This window comes from Planktotalea sp., assembly GCF_965659345.1.
Classification (GTDB): Bacteria; Pseudomonadota; Alphaproteobacteria; order Rhodobacterales; family Rhodobacteraceae; genus Planktotalea.
In genome coordinates this window covers 54,278-77,819 of sequence record NZ_CBFHVK010000016.1, presented here as the reverse complement: position 1 = coordinate 77,819, position 23,542 = coordinate 54,278, and the positions used below count along the sequence as shown (strand labels likewise).

Sequence of the window (23,542 nt, the reverse complement as noted above, 5' to 3'; positions counted from 1 at the left end):
AACTGCTCATGTCCGCGAGCTATCACGCTGGATTCACACAGTGAATCCTACAGTGCCCGATTTGTGCAACAAAGCCGCTCAACACCATTCAGAAACACATCAAATTGATAAGACCCGTCAGCAAGCCCCGCCAGAATCTCGCGACCTTGGACAGTTGCTTTGCTTTGCGCCGAACCAAAACCAAACTGTTGGGCCATTTCGTCGACAATCGCTGTCGGCCCCTCACCTGAAAGCTGGCCTCCAACAACAGCCAATGAAAGTGAAAAAGTGCCATTCTCTTCAATCACACGCGGGATTATTCGACCTTCCTCAGGGCCAGTAATCGCAAAGTCCAATTGGCTAAGTCGCGCTGAGTTACCGTCATCAACACGCGTTAGCGTATACTCTGCGCCACCAAGCAGAAACTTGGCACTGCTTCCAACTGCGGGTACGTCTTCAAGTGCCATTGCGGAGCCATGCAAAGACGGAATTGGGGCTTGCCTGCGCAACTCAGCCACGGTTTTTAGAGCAACCTCTGCATCCGTCGGGAATGTTCCCGATGCCACATTCGCGCGAAACATCGTTCCATCTGGCATGCGAAGCGCTGTCTCAAATCGTGAAGACGGCGCATGGACGCGCGAACCATCAACATTGCTAGCGGCTCCATCAATTTTGGGCTCAACATTATAATGCAACGTCGCATTCGAACCCCCTGCGCTCATCTCTTTCGAAACCAAACCGCCAATCATAGGATCACGCATAGACGAAAGCGAATGCGCTACATCGCCTATGCGTGTGCTGGTTAAATCAAACTCAGCACCACTGCTAAACTGAACCGTGCCACTAATGCGTATGTCCTCGCCCAACGAAGCAGACGTCTGTTCGATAACGCTATCGTTCAGTGCAAGCGGTTGAAAATTCTGGTCAAGCACAGAAACAGACATACTGATCCCACTCAACGACACATTGCTAAGCCCTATGTCGAATCCCGCATCTTGTGTAAGCGTGACACCCTCTTTTGAAGAGGTAAGTTGCGCATGGATACCTGTTTCAGACGCTCGCAGATTTACAGCGTCCACAAACGCAGTGAAGTCCCCTTCAGTTACAAACGCACTTATGGGCGCCGCTTCGCCCGAGACTCCCGTCAAATCCAATTGGATCGAACCGTTCGAACCCGTCTCCAGATTGAGACCGACAACGGTCATTGCTTTCGCCTGAACACCTAACGGAGCAAAGGCAATATTTGCGCTTTCAGCAACATAGGCGGCATCAACTGCGGGCGGAATCTCAAACGAACGTTCCGCCCCCGTCCCCAGCTCAAGCTTTATCGTTTGTGCTTGAGTTTCGTTCACACGTAAATCGGAAGAAATGTTGCCGTTATTGCTGCCCCGTAAGCCAGACAAACTGGTCGATACAGTGTTCAAGCCACCGATCATCGGATCACTGCTGGTTTGACTTTGGACGATACTCATCCCGCGGTAGCCAATCCCGTTGCTCACCGTTGCGTAGTCAGCCCGGTATTCCGCTTCTAGGTTGAAACCGTTCTCATAAGTCAAAAGTTCAGCAACTTCGGCCGCCGCCATAGGGGGCCCAGAAATTTGACGTCCTTCACGTGTGAAAACCCGAATGTCGGATGCGGATTGTGCTGCAACAACATCGGTGTTCAAACTATTTCCCGCTGAAGATCTCGCCGCCATCCCGCTTAGGTCACGCGAGCCGTCTGAAGCAAATACCAAACCTTCTTGTGAACCAATCACGGTTAACCCAAGTTGAGCAATCGATTGACCGCCAGTACTTTTCAAAAGCCCCGAAGTAAGGTGATGCGCGATCTCTGCACCGGTCTCCCACTCTTGGGCATCTACCAATTCCGGATCCAAAGAAAACGTATGGCCCATGCCATCCAACGTCAGAACGATCGTCGAAATATCTGCATCGTTTTGCGCAATAACCGTGGCCGTCGCTTGTGTTGCAAAACTCGCAAGGGTGATTTCTTGCGTACCGCGCGGAATTGTTCCAACAACGCCCGCTCTCAAGAAATCCTGCGCAACAACAGGGGACAAGTTGTTAGCAAGTGTCTCAGTGACAGCGGGCAAGGCGCTGAATATAGGCTCAACCTGCGAAGTCGACAAAACAGCGTTGCCCATATTGGCAGCATCAGGGCTGATCGAAACAGTCGAGGCCGCTGCAATTTCTTCGGGACGTTCAAGCAGGAACGAAATGCGCGCCGCATCTCCGGTTTCCCGCACAATATCGAACGAGTCACCGGCGACGCCTTTACCAATAATCTCGATCAGCGCACCATCAAGTTCGATCCGATTACGCCCCTGCCCCAAAATGGCGCCACCATCATCTTGCAAAGTCCAAAGATCATTTTTTGCCTCGTAGCTCATCTCCATCTGTGACAACTGGTTCGCCCGACCCGGCACCGCAAATACATTCACAATGACTTCTACATTGCCTTCGTTGAGATTGCTGCGAACAGGCGTAAACTGTGCGGTCGAAAACAACTCACGTCCCAGATCACCATCAAGATCGACACCTTTTGTGTGCTGTTCGTTCATCTTCGTACTGAAATCGCGCGCTAGATCGTCCAGCTCAATGATCGCGCGTTGCGTTGTCCCATAGGCATCAACAAGTCCGCGCAATTCACCAGACTCAAGCTGAGTAACAATCTGCCCGTCGCCAATTCTAAAGGCGACCGCCCCCTGATCTGAGATCATTGCAGTAAGTGGCATTGCATCTGAGCCGCTTAGAATAAGTGGGCCCGCAACAGAGGAGCCCAGCCGGATCTCAGCATCATTACGAGCACCAATTGAAACATGGATCGGCAACAAACCAGACAGCTGATCAATAAGACGATCCCGCTCATCCAAAAGACTATGCGGCGGGGTTGCACCAAAATTAGACGATCTTAATTGGCCATTCAAATTTCCCAAGGCCTCAACATTCTGAACCGCTTCGGTCAATCTCGTTTCGATTTCTTGGAACGTCCCTTCACCCAAATCTGTCAACATCATCGCGGTGGTATTAAACGCATTACTGACCGTATGACCCATTTCAATCGCCGCAGCGCGGGGGGCGCGATCGCCGGGTTGGGACGCAACTTCTCCCAAGGAATTAAAAAACGCGGTAAGGGCCACGCCTAGGTCACCATCCGTTGGAAGGATCGTGTTTTCCAGTTGCTCCAACTTTTTGACAAACGCATCAGAGGATTCAAATCGCGCCGTTGCGCTTCGCTTATTTTCACTCAAAAACGTGTCGTAGGCTCGACGGACCTCACTTAGCCTGACACCCAAACCCGTTTGCGCGGTGACAGAGGTCAGCTCGCTTTGAATACCTGAGACTTCTTCCAAAGACGCATCACGGCGCCGATACCCTTCGGTATTGGCGTTCACGATGTTTTGGCCCGTAACGTTTAACGCTTCACGTTGTGCGTTAACGGCACTGCGACCTATGTCTAGAAGACTTGCCATGCCTAAACGTCTCCGTCAGAGACCCTGTGTTGGAACTGGCGCACAAGGGCGTCTGCAATTCCAAGCGACTCTCGCTGTGAAAGGGCCGTTGCATATTCTTGGTCTAACATAGAGTTAAACGTCTTAAGGCCTTCATTGTTTAGCAAAGGGTCTGCCAATTGTGCGGATCGCGCGCTCGACAAAATAGATTTGACAAACAACGCTTCGAACTGCTCTGCGACCTCGCCAAGCTTTTCGCGTTCTGATGGCCCGGCCGCGACCAAAGGCTTTGCAGCACTCGCAGCTGGCCCAGAAGCCATCTTCAAGACAGTGGAACTGATCGTCGTCATGCCGCGCCCTACCCGATGTAAATCAAATGATAATCAGCTGAGCGCGCAGCGCACCTGCAACTTTAAGCGCTTCAAGAATGGCCACCAAATCTGACGGTGTTGCTCCAATCGCATTGATCGCATCCACGACGTCACTCAGGCTTACGCCCGGATCAAACAGAAAGGCGCGCGCGAGCGGTTCATCGACGACGATATCAGTATCGGGGTTTTCAATTGGATCACCTGGTGCATTGACGATTGCATCATCCAAGATGATCGTTTCATTCGTCGGCGTCACATCCACATCCTCACGAATACGAACCGTCAAAGACCCATGCGTAATCACGGCAGGTGTCACATTGACATTGCCGCCAATCACAACAGTTCCCGTGCGCGAATTGACGATGATTTGCGCCGGCGGTTCCGCTGGCTGGACCTCGACTTGCTCGATCAAGCTCGCAAAGGACACCTTTTGTGACATGTCGCTTGGGGCCAACACACGAATAGAAGAGGCATCAATTGGAACAGCCGTATCGCCACCAAACACAACATTAATAGCATCAGCAACGTTAGAAGCCGTGGAAAAGTCCGCCAGATGAAGGTTGAGAATGAGATAGTCGTTCGTGATAAATGGGTTCTCGACCATCTTCTCTACATTGGCACCTTGCGGAACCCGCCCAACCGTTGGCACGTTAACAGTCAAAGACGATCCATCCGCACCAGAAACACCCATGCCCCCGACAAGCAGATTGCCCTGTGCAATCGCGTAAGTCTCGCCGTCAACGCCTAACAAAGGCGTCATCAAAAGTGTCCCACCGCGAAGCGATTCCGAAGATCCTAGCGCCGAGACTGTAACATCCAGCGTTTGACCCGGCTTCACAAAAGCGGGCAAGTCAGCGGTCACAATCACGGCCGCTGCGTTTGAGCCATCCAACCCCTCAGCCTCGGTCACCATACCAAAACGTGACACCATGGATTGCAAAGACTGCAACGTTATTCCAAGATCCCCATCGCCCGTACCTGATAGGCCAACGACCAAACCATAGCCAACCAGTTGGTTACTTCGCACGCCAGCAATGCTTGCAAGATCCTTGATACGATCTGCAGAAGCTGCAGTCGCACCCCACATCACCATAAGTGCTAAAACTGCATTAATCAGATGAAAACGACGGGCCATGCATCTGCTCCTAGATCGCGTTCAACGAAGAAAACGCTTTTGGAATCCAACCACGTTTTGCAGTGTCTGCCAGATCGCCCGCGCCAATGTAGGTGATCTCAGCATTCGCCAAACGGTTCGAATTCACAACATTGGTCGGGCTGATATCGCTCTGGCGAACAAGACCGCTCACTCGGACATATTCATCGCCGTTGTTGAGCGTTAACTTCTTCTGTCCAAGCACTTCCAAATTACCATTGCTCATCACCCGAACGACACTCACCGTGACAAGACCTGTGAAACTATTCGATTGCTCCGCGGCGCCGTTGCCTTCGAAGTTTTGTGCGGACCCTGTCGAAGCAACAGGAACATTAAGCAGGTTTGGCACGCTCAACGACAAGCTGTCCGATTTAGCGGCTGTCGCGGTCTGTGACTTGGTCGCTTGAAAAGACTCGTTCAAAGCAATCGTCAAAATGTCCCCGACCTTGGAGGCACGCTGTTCAACCGCAAACAAGCCAGGCGCATTCGCATGGTAGATGCTGCCATCGGCGGGCCCAGTTCGATAAAGCGCTTCCGGCATAACCGGCTGAAAAGCACGGCTCGCCTCATCCTCAACATAGGTGGAACATGCTCCAAGAGCACACAACAAAAGTGGCGCAAACGCCTTAGTGATAAAAGACATATATGAGCCCTTAGAGGTTGTTTGAAATGTAGCGCATCATTTCATCTGATGCTGTGATGGACTTCGAACTCACCTCATACGCACGCTGCGTTTCGATCATCTCGACCAATTGCTGAACAACATTCACATTCGAAGACTCCAAAGAGCCTTGAACCAACTTACCGATACCCTGCGCTTGCGGGGCGGCTACAGTTGGATCACCACTTGCCGCCGTTTGAACCAGAAAGCTTTCACCAACTGGCTGAAGCCCGCGAGGGTTTGCAAAAGAAGCAAGCGTAAGCTGACCCACCTCTTGCGCCTCGTTTTGCTCCGCACTTCGCACTGAAACAATGCCATCTTGTGACACATTCACTTCGACAGCGTCTTCTGGGATTTGGATTTCTGGCTGAACAACATAGCCGCTTGCCGTGGTCAAAACACCTTCAGCACTGCGCGAGAAAGAACCGTTACGCGTATACCCGACACGTCCATCCGGCATCAAAACCTGAAAGAAACCTTGCCCATCAATCGCAAGGTCAAACGAGTTGTCCGTGTTTACCATGCCGCCTTGGGAATAAAGCTTTTGGGTATTCACCGCACGCACACCCGTTCCCAGCGCAAGCGCAGAAGTGAGTTCCGTGCCCTCAGATGTCTGATCACCACCACCGCGTTTGACTTGATAAAGCAGACTTTCGAAATTGACGCGGTCGCTTTTAAAGCCAACCGTATTCAAGTTCGACAAGTTGTTCGCGATAACCTGCATGCGTGTTTGCTGCGCATTTAGGCCCGTCTTTGCGACGTGCATTGCATTGGACGACATTGGCGGCTCCGTAAATTATTCGTTCAACACTACGATGCAACTGATGTGCCAAACTGAGCCGGGATAGAAAACTAAAGCAAAATCACTGCGGCAAACGCATAATACGGCTGGAGCCTTCGTCAATTTCCTGCGCCAAAGAAATAAACTTAACGCTCATTTCAAAATTACGCTGGCTTTCGATGTTTTTGACAAGCGCAGTAATCGTGTTCACGTTGCTGCTTTCCAAAAAGCCCTGTGAAATACGCGCTCGTTGATCTGGTGCTGGAAGCGGGTCGCCATTTGCTGGTCTGATATGCCCATCAATTGACTTTGAAAGCCTCACATCAGCGGCGGTCGTTGTGCCAATGATCGGCCCAGGGACAAAAGTCCCCTCTGGGGTCCCAAACAATTCGATCTGAATTTGTCCAGTCTCTTCAACAACAATGCGTCGCGCTTCGGGTAACTGGATAGGGTTCATTTCAGTGTCTAACAAACGACTTCCTGCGCCATCTGTTATGAAACGTTCTGAATCAAACCCGAAGTCACCGCGCCGAGACAAAGCAGGATCACCACCAGTCGCCGGCGCAATCATGAAATAGCCTTCGCCTCGGATCGCCGCATCCATCGGCTCACCGGTGTTTTGCATTGCCCCCTGCTCAGCTGAAAAAAGCGACTCTTTTCCTTGCTGACTAAAGACCCGCGAACGGAATTCTTCAAACGACTGAACCGCTTGGGCTTCTCGCGTAACTACAAGATCTGCGCGGTAACCCGGCACATTTACGTTCGCCATGTTTTGCGAATTAACGGTCAGTTCCGAACCAATATTTCGCATACTGTTCAGAGCAATGTGGATATTACGATCCATGTTGGACCTTTCTTTTTATGAAGACCCGCTCAACACGAGCGGGTCTCGACATTACTCATCAAATTACGTTCGGATATTGATGATCGTCTGGGTCAGCTGCGTAGACGTTTCAATCGCTTTCGAAGACGCCTGGAAGTTACGCTGTGCGGTAATCAAATTGACGAGTTCTTCCGTGATATCCACGTTCGAACGCTCTAGTGCACCAGACTGGATAGAACCGAAACCTTCAGTACCGGCTTCACCAATCAACGGCTCACCCGAGGTTGCTGTTTCAACAAACGTCGCATTTCCGACTTGCTTCAAACCATTCTGGTTGTTGAAGTTCGCAAGAACGATCTTACCAAGCGGTTTGTTCTGACCATTTGTATAGTTGGCACGCAACAGACCCGTCGCATCAATGTTAAGACCATCCAAACGACCCGATGTGAAACCGTTTTGCTCAAGATTGTTCACCGCAAACGGTGTTGCCAACTGCGTTGAACTACTGAAATCAATATCGAGCGAGATCGAGAATGAATCACTTTGGGATTCATACCGTGTCAAACCCTGTGGGCTAACCAGTTTACCGGTCTTGTCAAAGGTCAGTTCACCCTCGTCTAAGTATAGCGGGTAGTAGTCAGAAACCAGGTTATCAGGCTCTGTATCAACGATGTCGCCGTTCTCATTCACATAAAGCGGGATACCGTTTTCATTCGTGGCCTGAACCAACTTTGCAATCGTTGGGACACTTCCCACACTCAAAGGAACGTCATCCAAACCAAGTTTGGCAGGTCCTTTGACACGGATTGTTGACGTATCGCCAGTTGTACCAGTCGTGAAGACAAAGTTGTTCTCAGTCGGTTGATACTTAACCGTTACACCACCAATTGTTTGGCCCGTTTCAGGGTCTCGCATTTGGTTAATACGTTGCTGCAATAGGTCAGCCAAGGTCGTGCCGATATAGTTTCCACCCGGGATCTCAATATTCGCGTTCACACCGTTAACAGACACGTTGAAGATTGTCTCAAAGTTCGCCGGGTTTAGGAACACGGGCTGACTGTTTAACGGGTCTTTTGCGGGACCGCCAATTGCCTTGGCCGGTTCAGATTTCAAACCTGTCCCTTCCATAAAGCCAACGCTTACAGATGCACCAACACCCATCAAATGGCTCGTGCCATCTGCAAGAACGCGGGAAGCCAGATCAATCGTACCATCACCTGTAATCGCCAATCCCGTGGTTGAGTCGATTTCATATCGACCAACCTGAATGTTGGAGGCTTTTTGATCCGTTTCTACGCCCATCGCCTTGTTCGCACGAACAGCCTTACCTGTTGTTCCGCTTTCAAAAGCAAACGAACTCGTATCACGATCATAACTCACCTTCGCACCAAATCGGTCAGGGCTGGTGCTCACAAGGCCCCCATCTAGGATGAAGGGAGTACCGCTTACATTGGTCGATGCAGTAATCGTCACTTTGCTCGAATTGCTCAAAGCACCAGCACTCATCGACGTTACGTTGTCAGAGTTTCCAGACAACATCTGAACAGCAGAAACATCACTGATTGTACCACCTGGCCCAAGCGCTGTGTGATCGATGTTAAACACAATGCTTTGAGATGCGGCATCATACTTAATCTTGATCGGAGGATTGCGTTCATCAACCCACTCAAGCTCAATCGCAGAGTTGCTGAGGCCAAAATCAGACGCAGTCGGGCTCGCATCAACACCAAGCTGTGCTTCGAAAGCCCCAAAGATCGACTTGTTCGACCCGTTCACATTTACATCTGTATAGGAGTGACGGGCACTTTCACGCTCGCGCATAACAATACGCTGGCTGTTAAAACTTTGGGCCGAACCGGCAACTTGCAAATCAGCACCTTCAAAGAAGGCCTCAACATCGGACGATGCTTCTGACAAAATGATAAATGGATTATTTTCGTTGACGTCGATGGCAATATTGTCATCCGGCAGCCCCAGATCGCCCGTTGCGATCTGGATCGTATTCCCATCCAGAGCAGTTATCCTATAACTGCGCCCGTTGATCGCGGCAGCATCATTATCGGCGCCCATAAGAACGATATTGTCACCCACGCTTAGCCCTGCGACAGACTTCATCGTGATAGACAGTCGGTCTGCTTCAGCATCGTATTCAATAGCTGGGCTTTGCCCAGAATTTGCGACTTCGCTCTGTCGGTCGAACACCTTAACATCGGGACGGTTTCCGAAGTTTGTATACGCCATATAGCGCTGCTCGCTTACCGCGAATGATATCGAAGCAGAACCAGATTCGCTTTCAATAGTTGGGCCAACGATGTTCAAAACAGATCCGCTTTGCTCAACCGAAACATTACGCACGCCCGCAGCGTCGATCATGTCTTTGATCTTTGTAGCAATCGTCGCATCCGTATCAGATGACCCAACATCAACGCTCAGCGATGCTCCAAAGGCGTCGAAATTTAGGGTTTGCGGCGCATTTGCAGCAACCCCTGAAACACTAAGTTGGTTATTTGCAAACGTTAGCTCAGGCGAACCTGTCGAAACAGTGAAAAGCTTTTCGACCTCTGCTTTGATCGCGCTCAGAACTTCGGATTCACTTGTTGCACCATCAGGAATGGCAACAAACACATCGCGATCGTTCACCGAAAACGAAACCGCTTTGCCACTTTCCGCTGGAGCATTTTGAATAGAGCTCACAGAAAACTCACCTTCAAAATAGTCGATATCCCAACGGTCTGAACCATTCGCAAGACTGGTCACATTCAAATCACGCGTGGTGTATTCAAAACCAAAGGACTGTGGCAATTCGGGGGGATCTGCCAGCTTGGCCGTTGTTGTGATTTTCGCAAACTGATTGCTCGCAATATTTGGCACTGCAGTAGGGTTCTGACCCAACTGATCGTTCAAAGTGTCATTGATACGTGCCTGAGCATGCGCAAGAAACGTATCCAATTTGAAATTGGGTGCCGTTAAATTGGCAACATCGATACCGGCTTGCGTGGACACAAAGCTTGGCTCAAGCAAATCAATCGAAACACTATTTGCAACTGGTACATCGCCATCAGCACTTGGTGTGTACAACTGAATATTTATTGTGTCTTCGCCACCTTTGCGCACTTCAACTTTACGCGCGTCATCGTAGGATTCGTTAATGGCGCGTTCAACTTCTGCAGCAAGTTCTTCAGCATTGTAGCTGCCTGGACGTACCGAAATACTTACAGGACGCGTGCCATCATCAAGGTTCACCAACAGGAAATCATTTCCCCAATAAACGCCTTGGTTTGCAGCGTCAGCTTCATAAGTTGCGCCAAATAACATTGGGTCAGTGACAATTTCGATCTCTCGCGTGCCCTCGTCACCGAAATCAAATCCACTCTTCTCACCCGTCAGAATTGCCGGTTGCGACGGCAAACGCGTGCGCAATTCATCTAGCTTATACAGCGGCGCACTCCGACCGGCGTCAAAATAACTCGGGTCGGGAACGGTTGTTGTCTGGTTACCAAATTGGTCAATGTAAATCTGGTTCCCATTGTCGTTCAAAGCCGGAACAAGATCAGGGGCAACAACTTCATCATTGATCACAAGACGGGTTTCAAACTTGTTTGTAGGATCCTCAGCCGACGCTGCTTGAGTCTTGATATAATAAACCGTCGCAATTGTCGGGTTACCCAAATCATCGAAGATCGTGAACGATGTTGAGTTTGTGAAGCTCTCGGGATCATCAGGATCAAAGGTATATCCGTCGCGAAATTTGTCTTTTTCCATCACAACATCTGCGTTGGCAGGCAGGTTGACCGAAAGATCAACATTCGTTGTCGCCTGTGGGTCACCAGACGTAACTGGCAAACGCAAAGGCGTAGCGCTGTCGATGTCTTTGGCTGTAACAGAACCGTCTTCGTTAACTGGATAGGTCAGCAAGAACTGACCAGAGCTATCCACAACATTTCGATTGTTATCAACGTTAAACGAACCGTTTCGTGTATAAACAACCTGCGTCGACGTCTGGCTTGGCTTAAGCGCAAAGAAACCCTGACCAGAAATCGCCATATCCAAAGCATTCAAAGACGAAGCAATGTTACCCTGTGTAAACTGTTGCTTCACCCCTTTAAGGATTGCACCGGATCCGATGGAAGATGAACTGTTCTGCAACGGTGACGTCGCAAAGATGTCGCCGAATTCTGCGCGGGATCTTTTAAAGCCAGTCGTTCCAACGTTTGCAATGTTGTTCGAGCTTGTCGAGATATCTGATTGGGCGCCGTTAAGGCCCGTAAGAGCGGTATAGAAAGACAAATGCTCTCTCCTTATCTAGAATTTATGGGTTAGGGCGGCCTTAAAGACGGAACCGCAGAACTTCTGCGGCGCTCACGTCACCGTAGTCTTCAACTTCAAGCTGGGCCTCACCAGAGGCAGCGCTCGATGCGCCAATCACTTCAGCGAATACGTTTGGCACAAGCCCTTCAGGACCATCACCGTAGTTCACTGTTACGTCCAACTTCATACTGCGACGTCCGTCGCGATATTCTTCTGGCAAGTCTTTCCACTCAAAACCAGACATGCCGCTTGCGCGACTGCCAAGGTCTAGCGTGTGTAGCGCTTCGCCCGTTTCTGCATCCAGAAACTCAACGCGCGTTTCCAAGGAAGTACGCTCAAGGTCAAGAACGCCATGTACCTCACCATTGTCATCCGCGCGTGCGATATTGCCGGGCAGCAAAACCGAATGACCCAGCATGTTCACCGACGATCCAACACGAAACTGACCCAACTGATCTGCAATCGTGTTCATCGTTTTGCCCATATCACTGATACCGGCAACGGATGAAAACTGCGCCATTTGTGCAATGAAGTCACCATTGTCCATCGGGGCGAACGGATCTTGGTTCTGCAATTGAGCCGTCATAAGCTTCAAAAAATCGCCCTGCCCGAGCTCTTCTTTGGCATCTTCGGGCTTGGTATCAGTCGTGCTGATCCCAAGTTTAGACAACAGCGCGTTTTGCGCGCTCATACTGTTATTATCTATATCCATTGCTTAACCTCCTACGACTTACCCATGTTCACAGTGCGCATCATCAAGGTGCGTAACGTTGTGACGACTTCTAGATTATTCTGGTATTGACGACTGGCCTCGATCATATCGACCATCTCTTCGTTCACATCGACCGGCGAGATGTAGACAAAGCCCTCTTCATCCGCGAGGGGATGGCCCGGCTCATGAACGCGCTGTGGCTCTCGGTTCAGCGAAATCACATCGCGTACTTCGACAGACGCCTTTTCAGCATTGCGCATTCCGTCTTCAAACACTGTTTGAAACACAGGGCGAAGCGGACGGTACGCATCCTCCGCCGATCCTGCGCGCGCCTCGGCGTTTGCAATGTTTGAGGCAACAGTGTTCAAACGCACCATTTGCGCCGCCATCGAGCGGCCCGCGATATCGAAGACGTTCTTAATATCAGACATTATTCACCTCTGATTGCGGACATCAGGCCCGAGACACGTTTGTTAAGGAACTCAAGCGTCGACATGTAGCGCACAGAATTTTCAGAGAATTCCATCTGCTCTACAGACATCTCAACCGTGTTTCCGTCCAAAGACGGGTTCAAAGGTTGACGATACTGAACGCGATCAGCACCAACGCCAGTAAGACTATTCACGTGGCGCGATGCAGTCATACGCACAGGGCTGTCCCCTGCCTTCGCAGCCATCTCACGATCAAAGTCCAAGTCACGCGCTTTATATCCAGGTGTCGCAGCATTCGCGATATTGGAAGCAAGCATGTTATTGCGAGCACTACGCAAAGACAGCGCCGATGCTTGGAATGAAATATGCTCTTTTAATGCGTTCATGTTTTTCGTCCGGGTTCCTTCGTTTCTGGTCCGATATTTGCAAGTTGAGTGCCAAACTCACCGAGGAGCTGAAAATGTCGGAAAAAACTTTACGAAGCCTGAGAACGTCCTCGGGGCGAACCACTAGAAAAACAGCGCCTAAAGCCAACGCGACAACGGTTCGATTGATGCATCAGCTTGCAGACATACCAGCTCTTCACGTCACTAACGTCTTAGCTGAGTTGCTTTACGATATCACCGATCCTGCGACCCGAACCGCGATTTTCGATGCGCGGGTTCAAGTCTTGCGCGCACGGGCAAGCGCCAACAACGCTGGAACAGAGATAAAGAACGAAACAACTCTCTCAGAGTTGCTTGGCGACAAGTTCCCTAAAATCCTGATGCGCAACAAACAGAGCTTTCCCGCTGATGACGCTGATGACGCTGATGACGCTGATGACGCTGATGACGCTGATGACGCTGATGACGCTGATGACGCTCAAAAGGAAAGCATCGAACCTGCAAGCAAAAGCGTTCAAATGCTGTTACTAGAAAAATACACCCATCAAGACTTTGAATTGCCAATCGGGGCAGTTCTTGCAGCGCCAAAGGATGTTGCCGAGCAACTCTTTGCCTCAGGCGTGGCCACACTTCATAAACCTGAATTAGCCCCTGAAACCGATGAGTCAGATGCCGACCTAGCAGCTGCTGCTTTAGCGGATTCCGAAACGACTGGCGAAACTGCAACCGATCTCAAAGCAGAGTGATACACCGTAAGTGAGGGCATAACATGAGCAATTCCCTAGTCGGCCTTGGGGCCATTGCATTGATAGCTGTTGGATCATTGCGCGATTGCGCAAGCCTGACGAGATATCAAAATGAAACCTATGAATGCCAGGGGGCAAATGCGCCATTCGAAAGGGTAACCTTTGATAAGCTCTCAATCGGCAAACAAGGTAAGATCGTCGGACCAGAACCTACTAAAACGACGATCACCTTCGTGAGCGAAGACGTTCTGATTGCCGATTGGGGACGCACTCAGCTTTCGATCAAACGCGATACTGGTGCGCTTACCACTATTCAGAATGGCATTTTGCGTACGCATAACTGCAAAGTCATGAAGTTCCGCATGTAAATAAAATAGAGTTTTTTCTAAATGTTGGCTTTGCCCTGACGTTTAGTCCTCAATAGGGAGTCTCAACCATGGCGGAAATGAAGACTGATATTCTTTCGGCACTTAGCCAAAACGGCAGTGGAATCGAACTAAAAAGCCTCGCCAGCAGCCTTGTCGAGGCTGAAAACAACAGCGACCGCGTTCTGACAGAGCGCCGGGTTGAGGACGCTAATACATCCATCTCCGCCATGGGGCTTTTGTCGTCTCAGCTCGGGCTATTCAAAGCAGGCATGGCAAGCACCGCTGAATCAGCGTCGCGCGTTGCCAGTTCAACAACAAACGCAGTGTCAATCGAAGTCACAATGGAAGCGCTGGCCTCTGACATCTCTGCTGTTGTTGAGGTAAATACCCTTGCCGCATCTCAGGTTCTGTCGATCAATTTTGACACCAATACGAACACAAGCACGCTTTTAAGCGGGACAAGCATTTCTTTGGCCACCGATACGATGGATAGCCCACTAAACATCCCAATCGACGGAACCAACAACACACTGACCGGATTTACACGCTCTTTGAACAGCATCGATGGCATGTCAGCATCCCTGATCAACACAGGCGAGAGCATGGCACTCATCATTAAAACGGACGCAGGCACCGCCAACGCGTTGACAGACGCTTCGGTAAACTCGATCAAAGAAGCGCTCGGCCTCACCGCCAATGGCACCGACGGCCAAAGTGATCCAACGAACAATCCTATGGGTCTCTCTAGTGATCTTGTCGCTGCGACAGATGCGAATTTCACAGTTGATGGCGTCAACGTCACCCGCGGCAGCAATGTAATCGAGGATCTTTTCCCCGGACATCGCATGACTCTCAATTCCGTTGGCACATCGACGTTGATCTCTAATGAAAGCAACACATCCGTACGTGATCGCGTTGCGCAATTCTTGGATGAGGTTAACTCGCTCAAAGATTACCTCAAAACAGCAACACAACGTGGTTTCAATGGCTCGGAAGAAGGCTCACTCGCAGGCGATGTCGCTGCGCAGTCGATTTTGAGCAAAATGGGCCGGCTTACAACTGAACCAATCTCAGGGTTTGGCGATCAACCTGTTTACCTTGCGCAATTGGGTATCAAAACCGAACTCGATGGCAGACTGACACTTGATGAAACGTCATTTGAACGCGCACTGGAAGAAAACCCCGAGATAGCAGAAGCACTTTTCGCGTCTCAGTATGGGTCAGATGATCCAGGCATAGCCGTGTCAGGACTTCCGTTTGCGCCACCCAAAGCAGGGTCATACGCACTCGTTTATGATCCCAATACAACGCCACCAACAGCCACGCTTGATGGCGAAGAGCTCGATATCAGCACGGATCGCAACGGCAAGACAACACTGCGCTCTGCCTTGGAAAATACCAACGGCATGTTGTTTACTTTAGAGAATGATCAAGCGGTCTCCACCAACGTACGTTATGGCGTTAGTCTGACCGACAGTCTTGAAACCTACAGCGATGCCCTTATTGGTGCTGGTGGGTTGCTTGCAAGACGTGAAAATGAGCTCAACGAAGATCTTCAAAACTTTGAAAAGGATCTCTTGGCTATCGAGGAACGCGTGAGCGTTTTAACGGATCGCTACAACACCGAGTTTGGACGCATGGAGGCCATGATCGCCAGCATCAATGAAACTGGCGAATACATGGAAGCTCTAGTCGATTCTTGGAACCAAGAAAACTAACCCCAGAACGTTACAGGAGGGACCGTTCGCGACTGATGATAGCTGCATGCGCACGATTACGCGCACCAAGCTTCTTGCAGATTGCACGCATGTGCATCTTCACGATGACCTCGGTCGCGCCCATATCGCGCGCGATCTCTTTGTTGGTCATGCCATCTGCGGCAAGTCGCAAAACATATAGCTCCTTGTCGTTCAAACCGCGGTTGTCATCGACATCTGTCGTGGCACCCGGGAAGTCGGCACCAACGGGAACGAAAATCTGACCTGAGCTGATAAGCTCGATAATACTACCAAGGGAACGAAGTGGCATCGTTTTAGCAATCAAACCGCGCACACCAAGCTCAAGCGCTTTGTCCAAAACATGCTTATCCACTTGGCCCGTAAACAATACGACGTAACCGTCTTTCGCTGCGCGAACGACTTGTGCAACACTATCAAGCCCCGACATACCCGGCATACGAAGATCGAGGAGAACTATGTCAAACTGACTACAGCCTAATAGCTTAAGCAATGACTCCAAATCATAGCAGCAAGAGGTCTCAAAGCCGCCTTCCCCGCCGAGCATCGACGATACAGCATCTGCGAGCAACTTGTGGTCATCCGCAATTGCGACCTTTAAGTTTGTACTGTTATCGTCGTCATGTTCATTCAAATTCATGCTATCATCCTAAAAGCTTATAAAACCTGTCAACTGCACACTGAGTGTCAAAAAAACGTACAAACAGAAAAACTTAAGAAGCCTTTTCTATAGTTCGATCTCGTGTTGCTCACTATAGGGCTTATTACGCTCTTTTCGTACTAAAAAAAAGTGCTGACACTGTGTTTCCGCCTAATGACCTGCGTTTTTACCTAAGGATCAGCATGAGTATCTTTAGATACATCCACCTTTTCTTTTGAAGGTATCTAAAAGAGATATATCAGAACTTCGCGTCAAGGAAACTCAAATGACCAACCTACTCAAAGCGATTTTGACAGTTTTGTCTTTCATCGCACTGCCCACTCTCGCGTCTGCAGAAGACATTCTAAGTATCACCAATGGTGACGTTACAGTCGAACTGACAAAAGCAGACGTCGCAAAACTCGAACAAACAGCTTTCGAAACAACAACGATCTGGACAGAAGGTAAAATCGAGTTCTCAGGCCCAACGTTGAAATCCATCCTAGAGCTAGCAAACATCACTGAAGGTGTCGTTTCTCTGACTGCAATAAATGACTACACAATCGAAATCCCAGTCGCCGATATTACAGAAGAAGCACCCATCGTCGCGAACCTGATGAATGGTGAACCCTTCAACCGTCGCGAAAAAGGTCCGTATTGGGTCGTTTACCCTTTCGACGCTGACAAAAAGTATCAGCAAGAAAAAGTCTATGCGCTCAGCATCTGGCAACTCTCTTCAATCCTGAAAAACCCAGAAGAATAATTTCAAAATGAGAACTCGGCTCCTACAGCGGCGATCCAAAATTCGCAATCTATCGGCTATAACGCTGCTAACGCTTCTTGTTATAGCCTTCTTTACGCTGTTGATCGGTGGCAACGCACTAAAGACCCAAATTGACCGCTTGGCAGTCGCATCATCTGACAACCTAGGTTGGAACATCTCTCAGGTTGATGTCGACTATAAAAGCTTCATGTCCAATCTTCTGGAGCCGATGACACCCGGCTCAGAAGCTGGGGTAAAAATTTCGGATGCCGAGTTCTCAAAAATCCAACTACACTTCGACATCTTCTACAGCAGGGTCGGCGTGGTCGGCGCCACACTTACACGTGTCGGAACGCCCTATGCTAAAAGTGAAGACTTTACATTCGTTCTCCAGAAACGCGACAAACTCGCTGGGATCATTGATGATTTAAGCGCGCCGACAACAGCCGATATCGATGAGCTATACCGCGTTGCTAAAATTGCCGAACCCCACATTAGAAATTTGACCACGCGAGGCATTCAAAGTCTGGCGGAAGCTCAATCTGACATTCGTGCTGAGCAATATAACACCTTCACGCGGTTTCACGCGTCTTCTTTCATCATCTTGGGGTTCGTTCTACTTTCAAACCTTTTGGCGTTTCGCTTGTGGCGGGATTTGGAAGAGCGCAGCCGCAACATCGAAGCGACATCAACAAATGTAAGAAATGCATTCGAAGCAGCACAATCAGCGGTGATCTTTACCGACACTAACGGCACAATAATCCAATGCAACGATGCGGCGACAAGCTGTTTCGGAATGGCCCAAGAAGACATTCTTGGTTTGGATTTCGTGCATGGCCTGCTCGACAGCAAAAGTATGAACGATTTCTTACTTTATCAAAAATCACCTGGTACTGACACGGTTCGACTGACCGCGCGCTCTGCCGATTATAAAGAATTTCCAATCGAAATGTCTGGCGTTTGGACGAAAGACGTCGAAGGACTTGATACATATATTATCTATCTCACGGACATCTCTGAACGGCTCACAGCCGAGGAAAAGCTCAAAGCATCACGCGATGAAGCCAAAGAAGCGTCTGAAACAAAAAGTCGTTTCCTGGCAACTATGAGCCATGAGATGCGCACGCCCCTTCACGGATTGATTGCATCTTTGGACATGATTGAAGCGAATAACCTTACGTCTCCCGATCAGAAACTATTCCAGACGGCGCTTGAATGCAGCAACCGTGCTTTGGAACATGTAACAAGTATTCTGGACCATACGCGCCTCGCCCAGGTGCAAGAAGTCGCTCAACCATTCGTAATCCGCACAGTGCTTGAGAAAATTCAAGCTGGTTTAACCCCTCTCGCCGCGGCAAACGGCAATACACTGACCTTGACGTTCCTTGGTGAAGGCACAGAGTACAGCTACAACGGCCTGCCAGAGGCGTTCTCTCGCGTCATGTATAACTTGATCGGCAATGCCATTAAATTCACCGAAAATGGGCAAGTTTCCGTCGACATGATTTCCACCAAAGGCAGCAGAAGCAACACGCGCTACCTAAACTTTGTTGTTTCGGATCAAGGCATCGGCATCGCTGACGAAGACAAAGCACGCATCTTTGAATCTTTTGAGAAAGCAAAGTTCAACGAAGAAGATAGCACCCGCGGTTCCGGTTTGGGCCTTTCGATCGTCAAACATGCAATCGAACAGATGAATTCTGAAATCCACATGACCAGCCAACTTGGGAAAGGCAGTACTTTCAAATTTACCGTCGAACTTGAAATCGCCGAGGAAAACACGAATTCTCAAGCGCCAGAAGACAAAACCGTAGAAAGCAAAGCCGACGTGGCCCCGCCTTTTGATGGCGCAGTCCTAATCGTCGACGACAATAAAATTAACCGAACAGTTTTGCACGAAATGGTCTCCCGCCTTGGCTATGAATCCGATTGTGTCGAACTCGGCAGTGAAGCCGTTGCTGCCGCTGAGAAGAAAAAATATGCACTCATTTTGATGGACATTAACATGCCGGGTATAGACGGGCATGAAGCAACTCGCATTATTCGTTCGGGCAACGGTGAATCACGTGACTCAACTATTTTGGGTGTCACAGCCTTAATCTCCAGTGATCTCGACTATCCGACTGAATCGGGCATGGACGCAATGTTGCCAAAACCGCTTACCGCGGACCGATTGGAACAAGCGATCAACAGACATCTTGGCACTACCCCTAACCCGCAAGAAGCTGACGACATCGAACAGTTTTTGGATCCAGCGATTGCTAAACAACTCAAGGCACAAAGCCTTACAGATGCGCAAGCCGCGCTTGACGTTCTCAACGATCCTTCAAGCTCTTGGGAAGACCGCAGAAACTCTGCCCACTATGCTGTCGGTTCAACAGGCATTGTCGGTTTCAATCAGTTAAGCTCTGTGCTCTCAATCGCCGAGGAAGCCGCTAAACAGACCGATCAGGCAGCGATAGATGAATGCGTCAGTGAGCTTAGTCATATGTTGTCTAAATAGGGGTTTAGAGCCTGAATTTCCGCAACCGAGCGGGATCGCAAGTCTGGCACCTTAGTCTTCAAGACACAAAATCTTAATCTGTCTCTGTCCACCCTCGATCGCTACCAAGCTCGCCTTTATACGCTGCAAGAAATGCGTATTAACGTACTGTGCCACGAACTTGGAAGGCGCACCTAACGTGATGCTCGTATCATCCCCCTCAAGCGCTGTAAGCTGGGAAAGCCACGCATTAAAGATGGCAGGGTCTTGTTCCCGCAGCCTTTCCGCCACCATAGCCCAGCCTGTGTTGTTGTCATATATTGGGGTCTCATTGCTTACGCGTAGTGGGACAACATTAGTGTCTTCCGGCTCTCGCTCTTGTTCAGGTGCGCCAGTCATGCGGGCCGCAAAGTCAGGGCCAATTGCATCCCAGTAGGGCGCGCTTTGTAAAAGAACAGTGTCTAAATTGATTTTATGCTGCGTTACGCGCCCCCGCCCCGAAGCGATAGCAACACTTATCCAACCTAAACCCCTCATATGCGCGAGTTCTCTTTTGGCGGTTCGCTCAGTCACGCCCCACATACGCGCAAGTTCTTTTTGGCCGACTCCAAATCGTCCCGTGCGCCAATTATAACGCGCTGTTATTACAAGAGAGAGTCTGACTGACAATCTCGCTTGTGTAGGGGTGCCACAAGTCGCCAAGACAAGTAACGAGGAAATAATGTCGTATTTAATTGCTTGCGAGTAGCGCCCCAAAGGTTTTGGGCACACCGCTTTCAGATGCTCGGACGCCATGAGCGCGTTCCCTGTATTTCATTGCGACTGCCTCAGGAAACGCCTGTTCTCACCTTTCTGGCGAGTTGAATCAAACGCTATTCCTAAATCTTCTCTAATTAACGTTGTGCTATAGGTCAATGTCAAGGATTCGTGAGATAAAGCCTCTCTCAAATTTAATTTCTAATAAAGATTTTAGGTATTAATGGTATTGGGTGACGTTCAGTGCGTCCCCCTATAGCCACTAGATGTCCCCTCAAGATGTAGTTCGGGCCAATTGATGTCCCCTCATTATCTACCGACGTTTTGAAAATAAAGGACGAACTTACAATGGTTTAAGCGAATCGGTTGATGTGATACCTGCCCTTAGTTTGCTAGGCTTTAATCGCGACGTAGAGTGAACGTATTAGCATATTATTATTCTCGACAAAATTGTCAAAACCAGCGTAAATTGGCTTCGAATAGTTTTCTACGTCCGAGGCAATATGCTTACTCACACAGACTTGCGCGACCTTCAGGCCAAATCCCTCAAGATGCAGGGGTGGATTCGCCAGCAAACGTTTTCTCCTCAGAATGAAAAGCAGCTGCGACGCTTCTCTTCTTGGGAGGTCTCTGAGCTGATTTTAGGGATCAACCAATCAACATTCCGCGGCAAGATGGCCGCCGATCCCACCTTACCCGCGGGTAAGGTCGAGCCGGATGGCCGGCAACGCTGGTTCACTCTTGATGAGATCAATACGCTGCGCCGCAAGTTAAAGCCGCGTGGAAAGCCATTGCTGCCCGAGCGCCCGAAAGGTCGCGCGTTCCGGACAGCGATTGCAAACTTCAAAGGCGGGGCTGGCAAGTCTACTGTGGCGCTGCACTTCGCCCACGCGGCTGCCTTAGATGGTTACCGTGTCCTGTGCGTCGACTTTGATCCGCAAGCGACGTTGTCCCACTCGATGGGTCTAAGTGACGTGAGCGAAGAGCATACCGTTTGGGGTGTTATGGCGCGCGATCTCGTGCGTGAAACTGAGGCGCAAAACAACGCGCCGCGCGGTGCGGCGAGCGGCACCGCCCTGCCCCGCCGCACGATTCCTTCCAGTATCACAGATCTCGGTTTGCAGGATCTGCGCGTTGGCGATTTCATTCAGTCAACCAACTGGCCAACAATCGACATCATCCCGTCCTGCGCCAATGCCGCCTTCGTTGAATTCGCGTCTGCGCAGTACCGCCATCTAAACCCTGAATGGTCTTTCTTTGCGGCAGTAAACCGTTTCCTTGACCAGCTGCCTGAAGATCAATGGGACCTCATCCTTTTTGATTGCCCGCCTGCGATCGGCTACCAGTCAATGAATGCGGTTTTCGCGGCTGATATGCTCTACGTCCCTTCTGGTCCCGGCTATTGGGAGTACGACAGTACCACGTCTTTCATTGGCCAGCTAAGTGAAGCGCTGGGTGATCTTGCTCATGGATTTGAAGGAACCTTATCCGCGGATAAGGTTGCACTGCCCAAGGTCTTTCGGGATGTACGGTTCTTGCTGACGCGCTATGAGCCGGGCAACGAATTGCATCGCGCGATGTTTGAAGCCTTTGGTAAGGTTTTTGGTGACAAGCTTGCGGAGCACCCCGTCGAGATGACGAGGGCGGTGGAGCAATCAGGGCGTTTCCTAAGTTCAATCTATGAAATGGATTATCGCGATATGACGCGAGAAACTTGGCGGCGCGCGCGCGGCAGCTTTGATCAGGCTTATTTAGAGCTGAAAGAAACCATGTTGCCGCACTGGAATGACATGGCAAATGAAACCTTATCCGCGGGTAAGGTTTCTAATCAGGAGGTGGATCAATGAGCCGTAAAAGACGTGTTTTTGATATCGCGATGCCAGAAGATGAGGCGATAGAGATTGAGCCAAAAGTTCCGGCAGGTCGTCGTGGTCCAATGGCAAGCGCAATTTCTGAGAACGCTGAAGCGCTGCAAATTCGCAAGTCAGCTGCCGAGGCAATTCGCGAAGAAAATGACGCGCTGGCGCACGAGTTTGTTGCGCTGCGTGACGCGGGTGCCGTTGTACAAAGTATCCCGCTAGAGAACGTGAAGACGTTTTTGTTGGTGCGGGATCGTCTGCCAGGTGAGGACATCGAGCTTGATGATCTTGTCTTGTCCATTCGAGAGGTTGGTCTGTCCAATCCGATCCGTGTTGTGCCACGCTCTGATGGAACAGGTTTCGAGTTGGTTCAGGGCTTTCGCCGCTGGAGCGCTTATCAAAGGCTTCTGGCGGAAACAGGCGATGATATTTGGAAGAGCATCCCTGCCCTTGTGATGCCGGGTGAGCCCGATATTTCGGGGCTCTACCGTCGCATGATTGATGAGAACCTCATCCGTAAGGACCTGTCCTTTGCTGAAATGGCGTATGCGGCTCAAAACTATGCAGCTGATCCTGAGACGGATGCGGATTCATTGTCTGATGCTGTTGCGGCTCTGTTTCAGTCGGCGCCTTATTCCAAGCGCAGTTATATCAGGTCCTTTGCGTATTTACTGGATCAACTCAGTAGTGCGCTCCTCTACCCAACTGAGATTCCACGTGCGCTGGGTGTATCCGTTGCACGTGCGATTAAGGAGCGGCCCGAACTTTTGAAGCAGATCAAGGACGGTCTGAGTGATTGGGAAAGCCGGAGCATCAAGGACGAGCTAAACGTTTTGAAAGAGGCGATAGGGGAGGGGGCTGAGTCTCATCTTGAGGCGGCTCCAGCAGTTGGTGCCAAGACCGCAACTACATCGGCTAAAACCGCTCGCAGTAAGACGACGTTTCACATCGGGAGTTCGTTCGGGCAGATCAAGTGTACGGCGGGGTTGGGGCGCTTGGAAATTAAAGTTGATAGAGATTTTTCATCCATCGATCGCGGTCGCCTTGAACGTGCAATTGCAGCACTGGTTGATGGTTTGAATTGACCTTATCCGTGGATAAGGTTGTCAACTTTTTGTACTGATGAGTGCGATCA

The 23,542-nt window shown here is 50.1% G+C and carries 19 protein-coding genes; 7 read left to right on the top strand and 12 right to left on the bottom strand.

What is annotated here, in order from left to right; translation table 11 throughout:
• Window positions 1-47: 47 nt before the first annotated feature.
• The 10 genes from flgK to flgB all read right to left on the bottom strand — a co-directional run bounded on the left by flgK (window position 48) and on the right by flgB (window position 13,057).
• Window positions 48-3,452, bottom strand: coding sequence for a flagellar hook-associated protein FlgK (gene flgK, locus ACTG3Z_RS13615; RefSeq protein ID WP_439143608.1), 3,405 nt, complete (start codon window positions 3,450-3,452; stop codon window positions 48-50).
• 2 nt (window positions 3,453-3,454) lie between these two features.
• A complete protein-coding gene (locus ACTG3Z_RS13610) occupies window positions 3,455-3,781 on the bottom strand; it encodes a rod-binding protein (protein WP_439143607.1) in 327 nt (108 codons plus the stop codon).
• A gap of 22 nt (window positions 3,782-3,803) precedes the next feature.
• Complete coding sequence (locus tag ACTG3Z_RS13605; protein WP_439143606.1) at window positions 3,804-4,937, bottom strand: flagellar basal body P-ring protein FlgI; 1,134 nt, start codon at window positions 4,935-4,937, stop codon at window positions 3,804-3,806.
• 10 nt (window positions 4,938-4,947) lie between these two features.
• On the bottom strand, window positions 4,948-5,598 hold the full coding sequence (locus ACTG3Z_RS13600; protein ID WP_439143605.1) for a flagellar basal body L-ring protein FlgH: 651 nt from the start codon (window positions 5,596-5,598) through the stop codon (window positions 4,948-4,950).
• A 10-nt stretch (window positions 5,599-5,608) separates the two neighbouring features.
• Window positions 5,609-6,397 (bottom strand): flagellar basal-body rod protein FlgG, encoded by a 789-nt coding sequence (gene flgG, locus ACTG3Z_RS13595; protein ID WP_439143604.1) that lies wholly within the window; start codon window positions 6,395-6,397, stop codon window positions 5,609-5,611.
• 82 nt (window positions 6,398-6,479) lie between these two features.
• Complete coding sequence (locus ACTG3Z_RS13590; RefSeq protein WP_439143603.1) at window positions 6,480-7,241, bottom strand: flagellar hook-basal body complex protein; 762 nt, start codon at window positions 7,239-7,241, stop codon at window positions 6,480-6,482.
• Between the two features lie 63 nt (window positions 7,242-7,304).
• Window positions 7,305-11,507: a flagellar hook-basal body complex protein gene (locus ACTG3Z_RS13585; RefSeq protein WP_439143602.1), complete on the bottom strand. Its 4,203-nt coding sequence runs from the start codon at window positions 11,505-11,507 to the stop codon at window positions 7,305-7,307.
• A gap of 40 nt (window positions 11,508-11,547) precedes the next feature.
• Window positions 11,548-12,240 carry a flagellar hook assembly protein FlgD gene (locus ACTG3Z_RS13580; RefSeq protein ID WP_439143601.1) on the bottom strand — a complete coding sequence of 231 codons (693 nt, stop codon included), beginning with the start codon at window positions 12,238-12,240 and terminating at the stop codon, window positions 11,548-11,550.
• A gap of 11 nt (window positions 12,241-12,251) precedes the next feature.
• Window positions 12,252-12,671, bottom strand: a complete 420-nt coding sequence (gene flgC / locus ACTG3Z_RS13575) for a flagellar basal body rod protein FlgC (protein ID WP_439143600.1) — start codon at window positions 12,669-12,671, stop codon at window positions 12,252-12,254.
• Window positions 12,671-13,057, bottom strand: coding sequence for a flagellar basal body rod protein FlgB (flgB, locus tag ACTG3Z_RS13570; RefSeq protein ID WP_439143599.1), 387 nt, complete (start codon window positions 13,055-13,057; stop codon window positions 12,671-12,673). Before flgB ends, flgC begins: the two co-directional genes overlap by 1 nt.
• Before the next feature lie 167 nt (window positions 13,058-13,224).
• Here flgB and ACTG3Z_RS13565 point away from each other — a divergent pair, with 167 nt between their 5' ends.
• The 3 genes from ACTG3Z_RS13565 to fliD all read left to right on the top strand — a co-directional run bounded on the left by ACTG3Z_RS13565 (window position 13,225) and on the right by fliD (window position 15,889).
• Window positions 13,225-13,803 carry a hypothetical protein gene (locus tag ACTG3Z_RS13565; protein ID WP_439143598.1) on the top strand — a complete coding sequence of 193 codons (579 nt, stop codon included), beginning with the start codon at window positions 13,225-13,227 and terminating at the stop codon, window positions 13,801-13,803.
• Window positions 13,804-13,826: 23 nt separating this feature from the next.
• Window positions 13,827-14,171 (top strand): hypothetical protein, encoded by a 345-nt coding sequence (locus ACTG3Z_RS13560; RefSeq protein ID WP_439143597.1) that lies wholly within the window; start codon window positions 13,827-13,829, stop codon window positions 14,169-14,171.
• A gap of 68 nt (window positions 14,172-14,239) precedes the next feature.
• Window positions 14,240-15,889 (top strand): flagellar filament capping protein FliD, encoded by a 1,650-nt coding sequence (gene fliD, locus ACTG3Z_RS13555; protein WP_439143596.1) that lies wholly within the window; start codon window positions 14,240-14,242, stop codon window positions 15,887-15,889.
• A gap of 10 nt (window positions 15,890-15,899) precedes the next feature.
• On the opposite strand, the gene ACTG3Z_RS13550 is transcribed toward fliD, so the two are convergent.
• Window positions 15,900-16,547 carry a response regulator transcription factor gene (locus ACTG3Z_RS13550; protein ID WP_439143595.1) on the bottom strand — a complete coding sequence of 216 codons (648 nt, stop codon included), beginning with the start codon at window positions 16,545-16,547 and terminating at the stop codon, window positions 15,900-15,902.
• A 286-nt stretch (window positions 16,548-16,833) separates the two neighbouring features.
• Between ACTG3Z_RS13550 and ACTG3Z_RS13545 the strand changes: the two genes are divergently transcribed.
• Together ACTG3Z_RS13545 and ACTG3Z_RS13540 are read left to right on the top strand one after the other, a co-directional pair.
• Complete coding sequence (locus ACTG3Z_RS13545; protein WP_439143594.1) at window positions 16,834-17,310, top strand: molybdopterin-dependent oxidoreductase; 477 nt, start codon at window positions 16,834-16,836, stop codon at window positions 17,308-17,310.
• A 7-nt stretch (window positions 17,311-17,317) separates the two neighbouring features.
• The gene (locus ACTG3Z_RS13540; protein ID WP_439143593.1) at window positions 17,318-19,813 is read left to right on the top strand and encodes an ATP-binding protein; all 2,496 of its coding nucleotides are present in this window, start codon (window positions 17,318-17,320) and stop codon (window positions 19,811-19,813) included.
• Window positions 19,814-19,864: 51 nt separating this feature from the next.
• On the opposite strand, the gene ACTG3Z_RS13535 is transcribed toward ACTG3Z_RS13540, so the two are convergent.
• Entirely contained in the window at window positions 19,865-20,329 is a 465-nt protein-coding gene (locus ACTG3Z_RS13535) for a DnaA N-terminal domain-containing protein (protein ID WP_439143592.1), read from the bottom strand.
• A 722-nt stretch (window positions 20,330-21,051) separates the two neighbouring features.
• On the opposite strand from ACTG3Z_RS13535, the gene ACTG3Z_RS13530 reads away from it, so the two are divergent.
• Both ACTG3Z_RS13530 and ACTG3Z_RS13525 read left to right on the top strand, forming a co-directional pair.
• Window positions 21,052-22,395, top strand: a complete 1,344-nt coding sequence (locus ACTG3Z_RS13530; RefSeq protein ID WP_439143591.1) for an AAA family ATPase — start codon at window positions 21,052-21,054, stop codon at window positions 22,393-22,395.
• A complete protein-coding gene (locus ACTG3Z_RS13525; protein WP_439143590.1) occupies window positions 22,392-23,492 on the top strand; it encodes a ParB/RepB/Spo0J family partition protein in 1,101 nt (366 codons plus the stop codon). The genes ACTG3Z_RS13530 and ACTG3Z_RS13525 overlap by 4 nt, the downstream gene beginning before the upstream one ends.
• The last annotated feature ends 50 nt before the right edge of the window (window positions 23,493-23,542 follow it).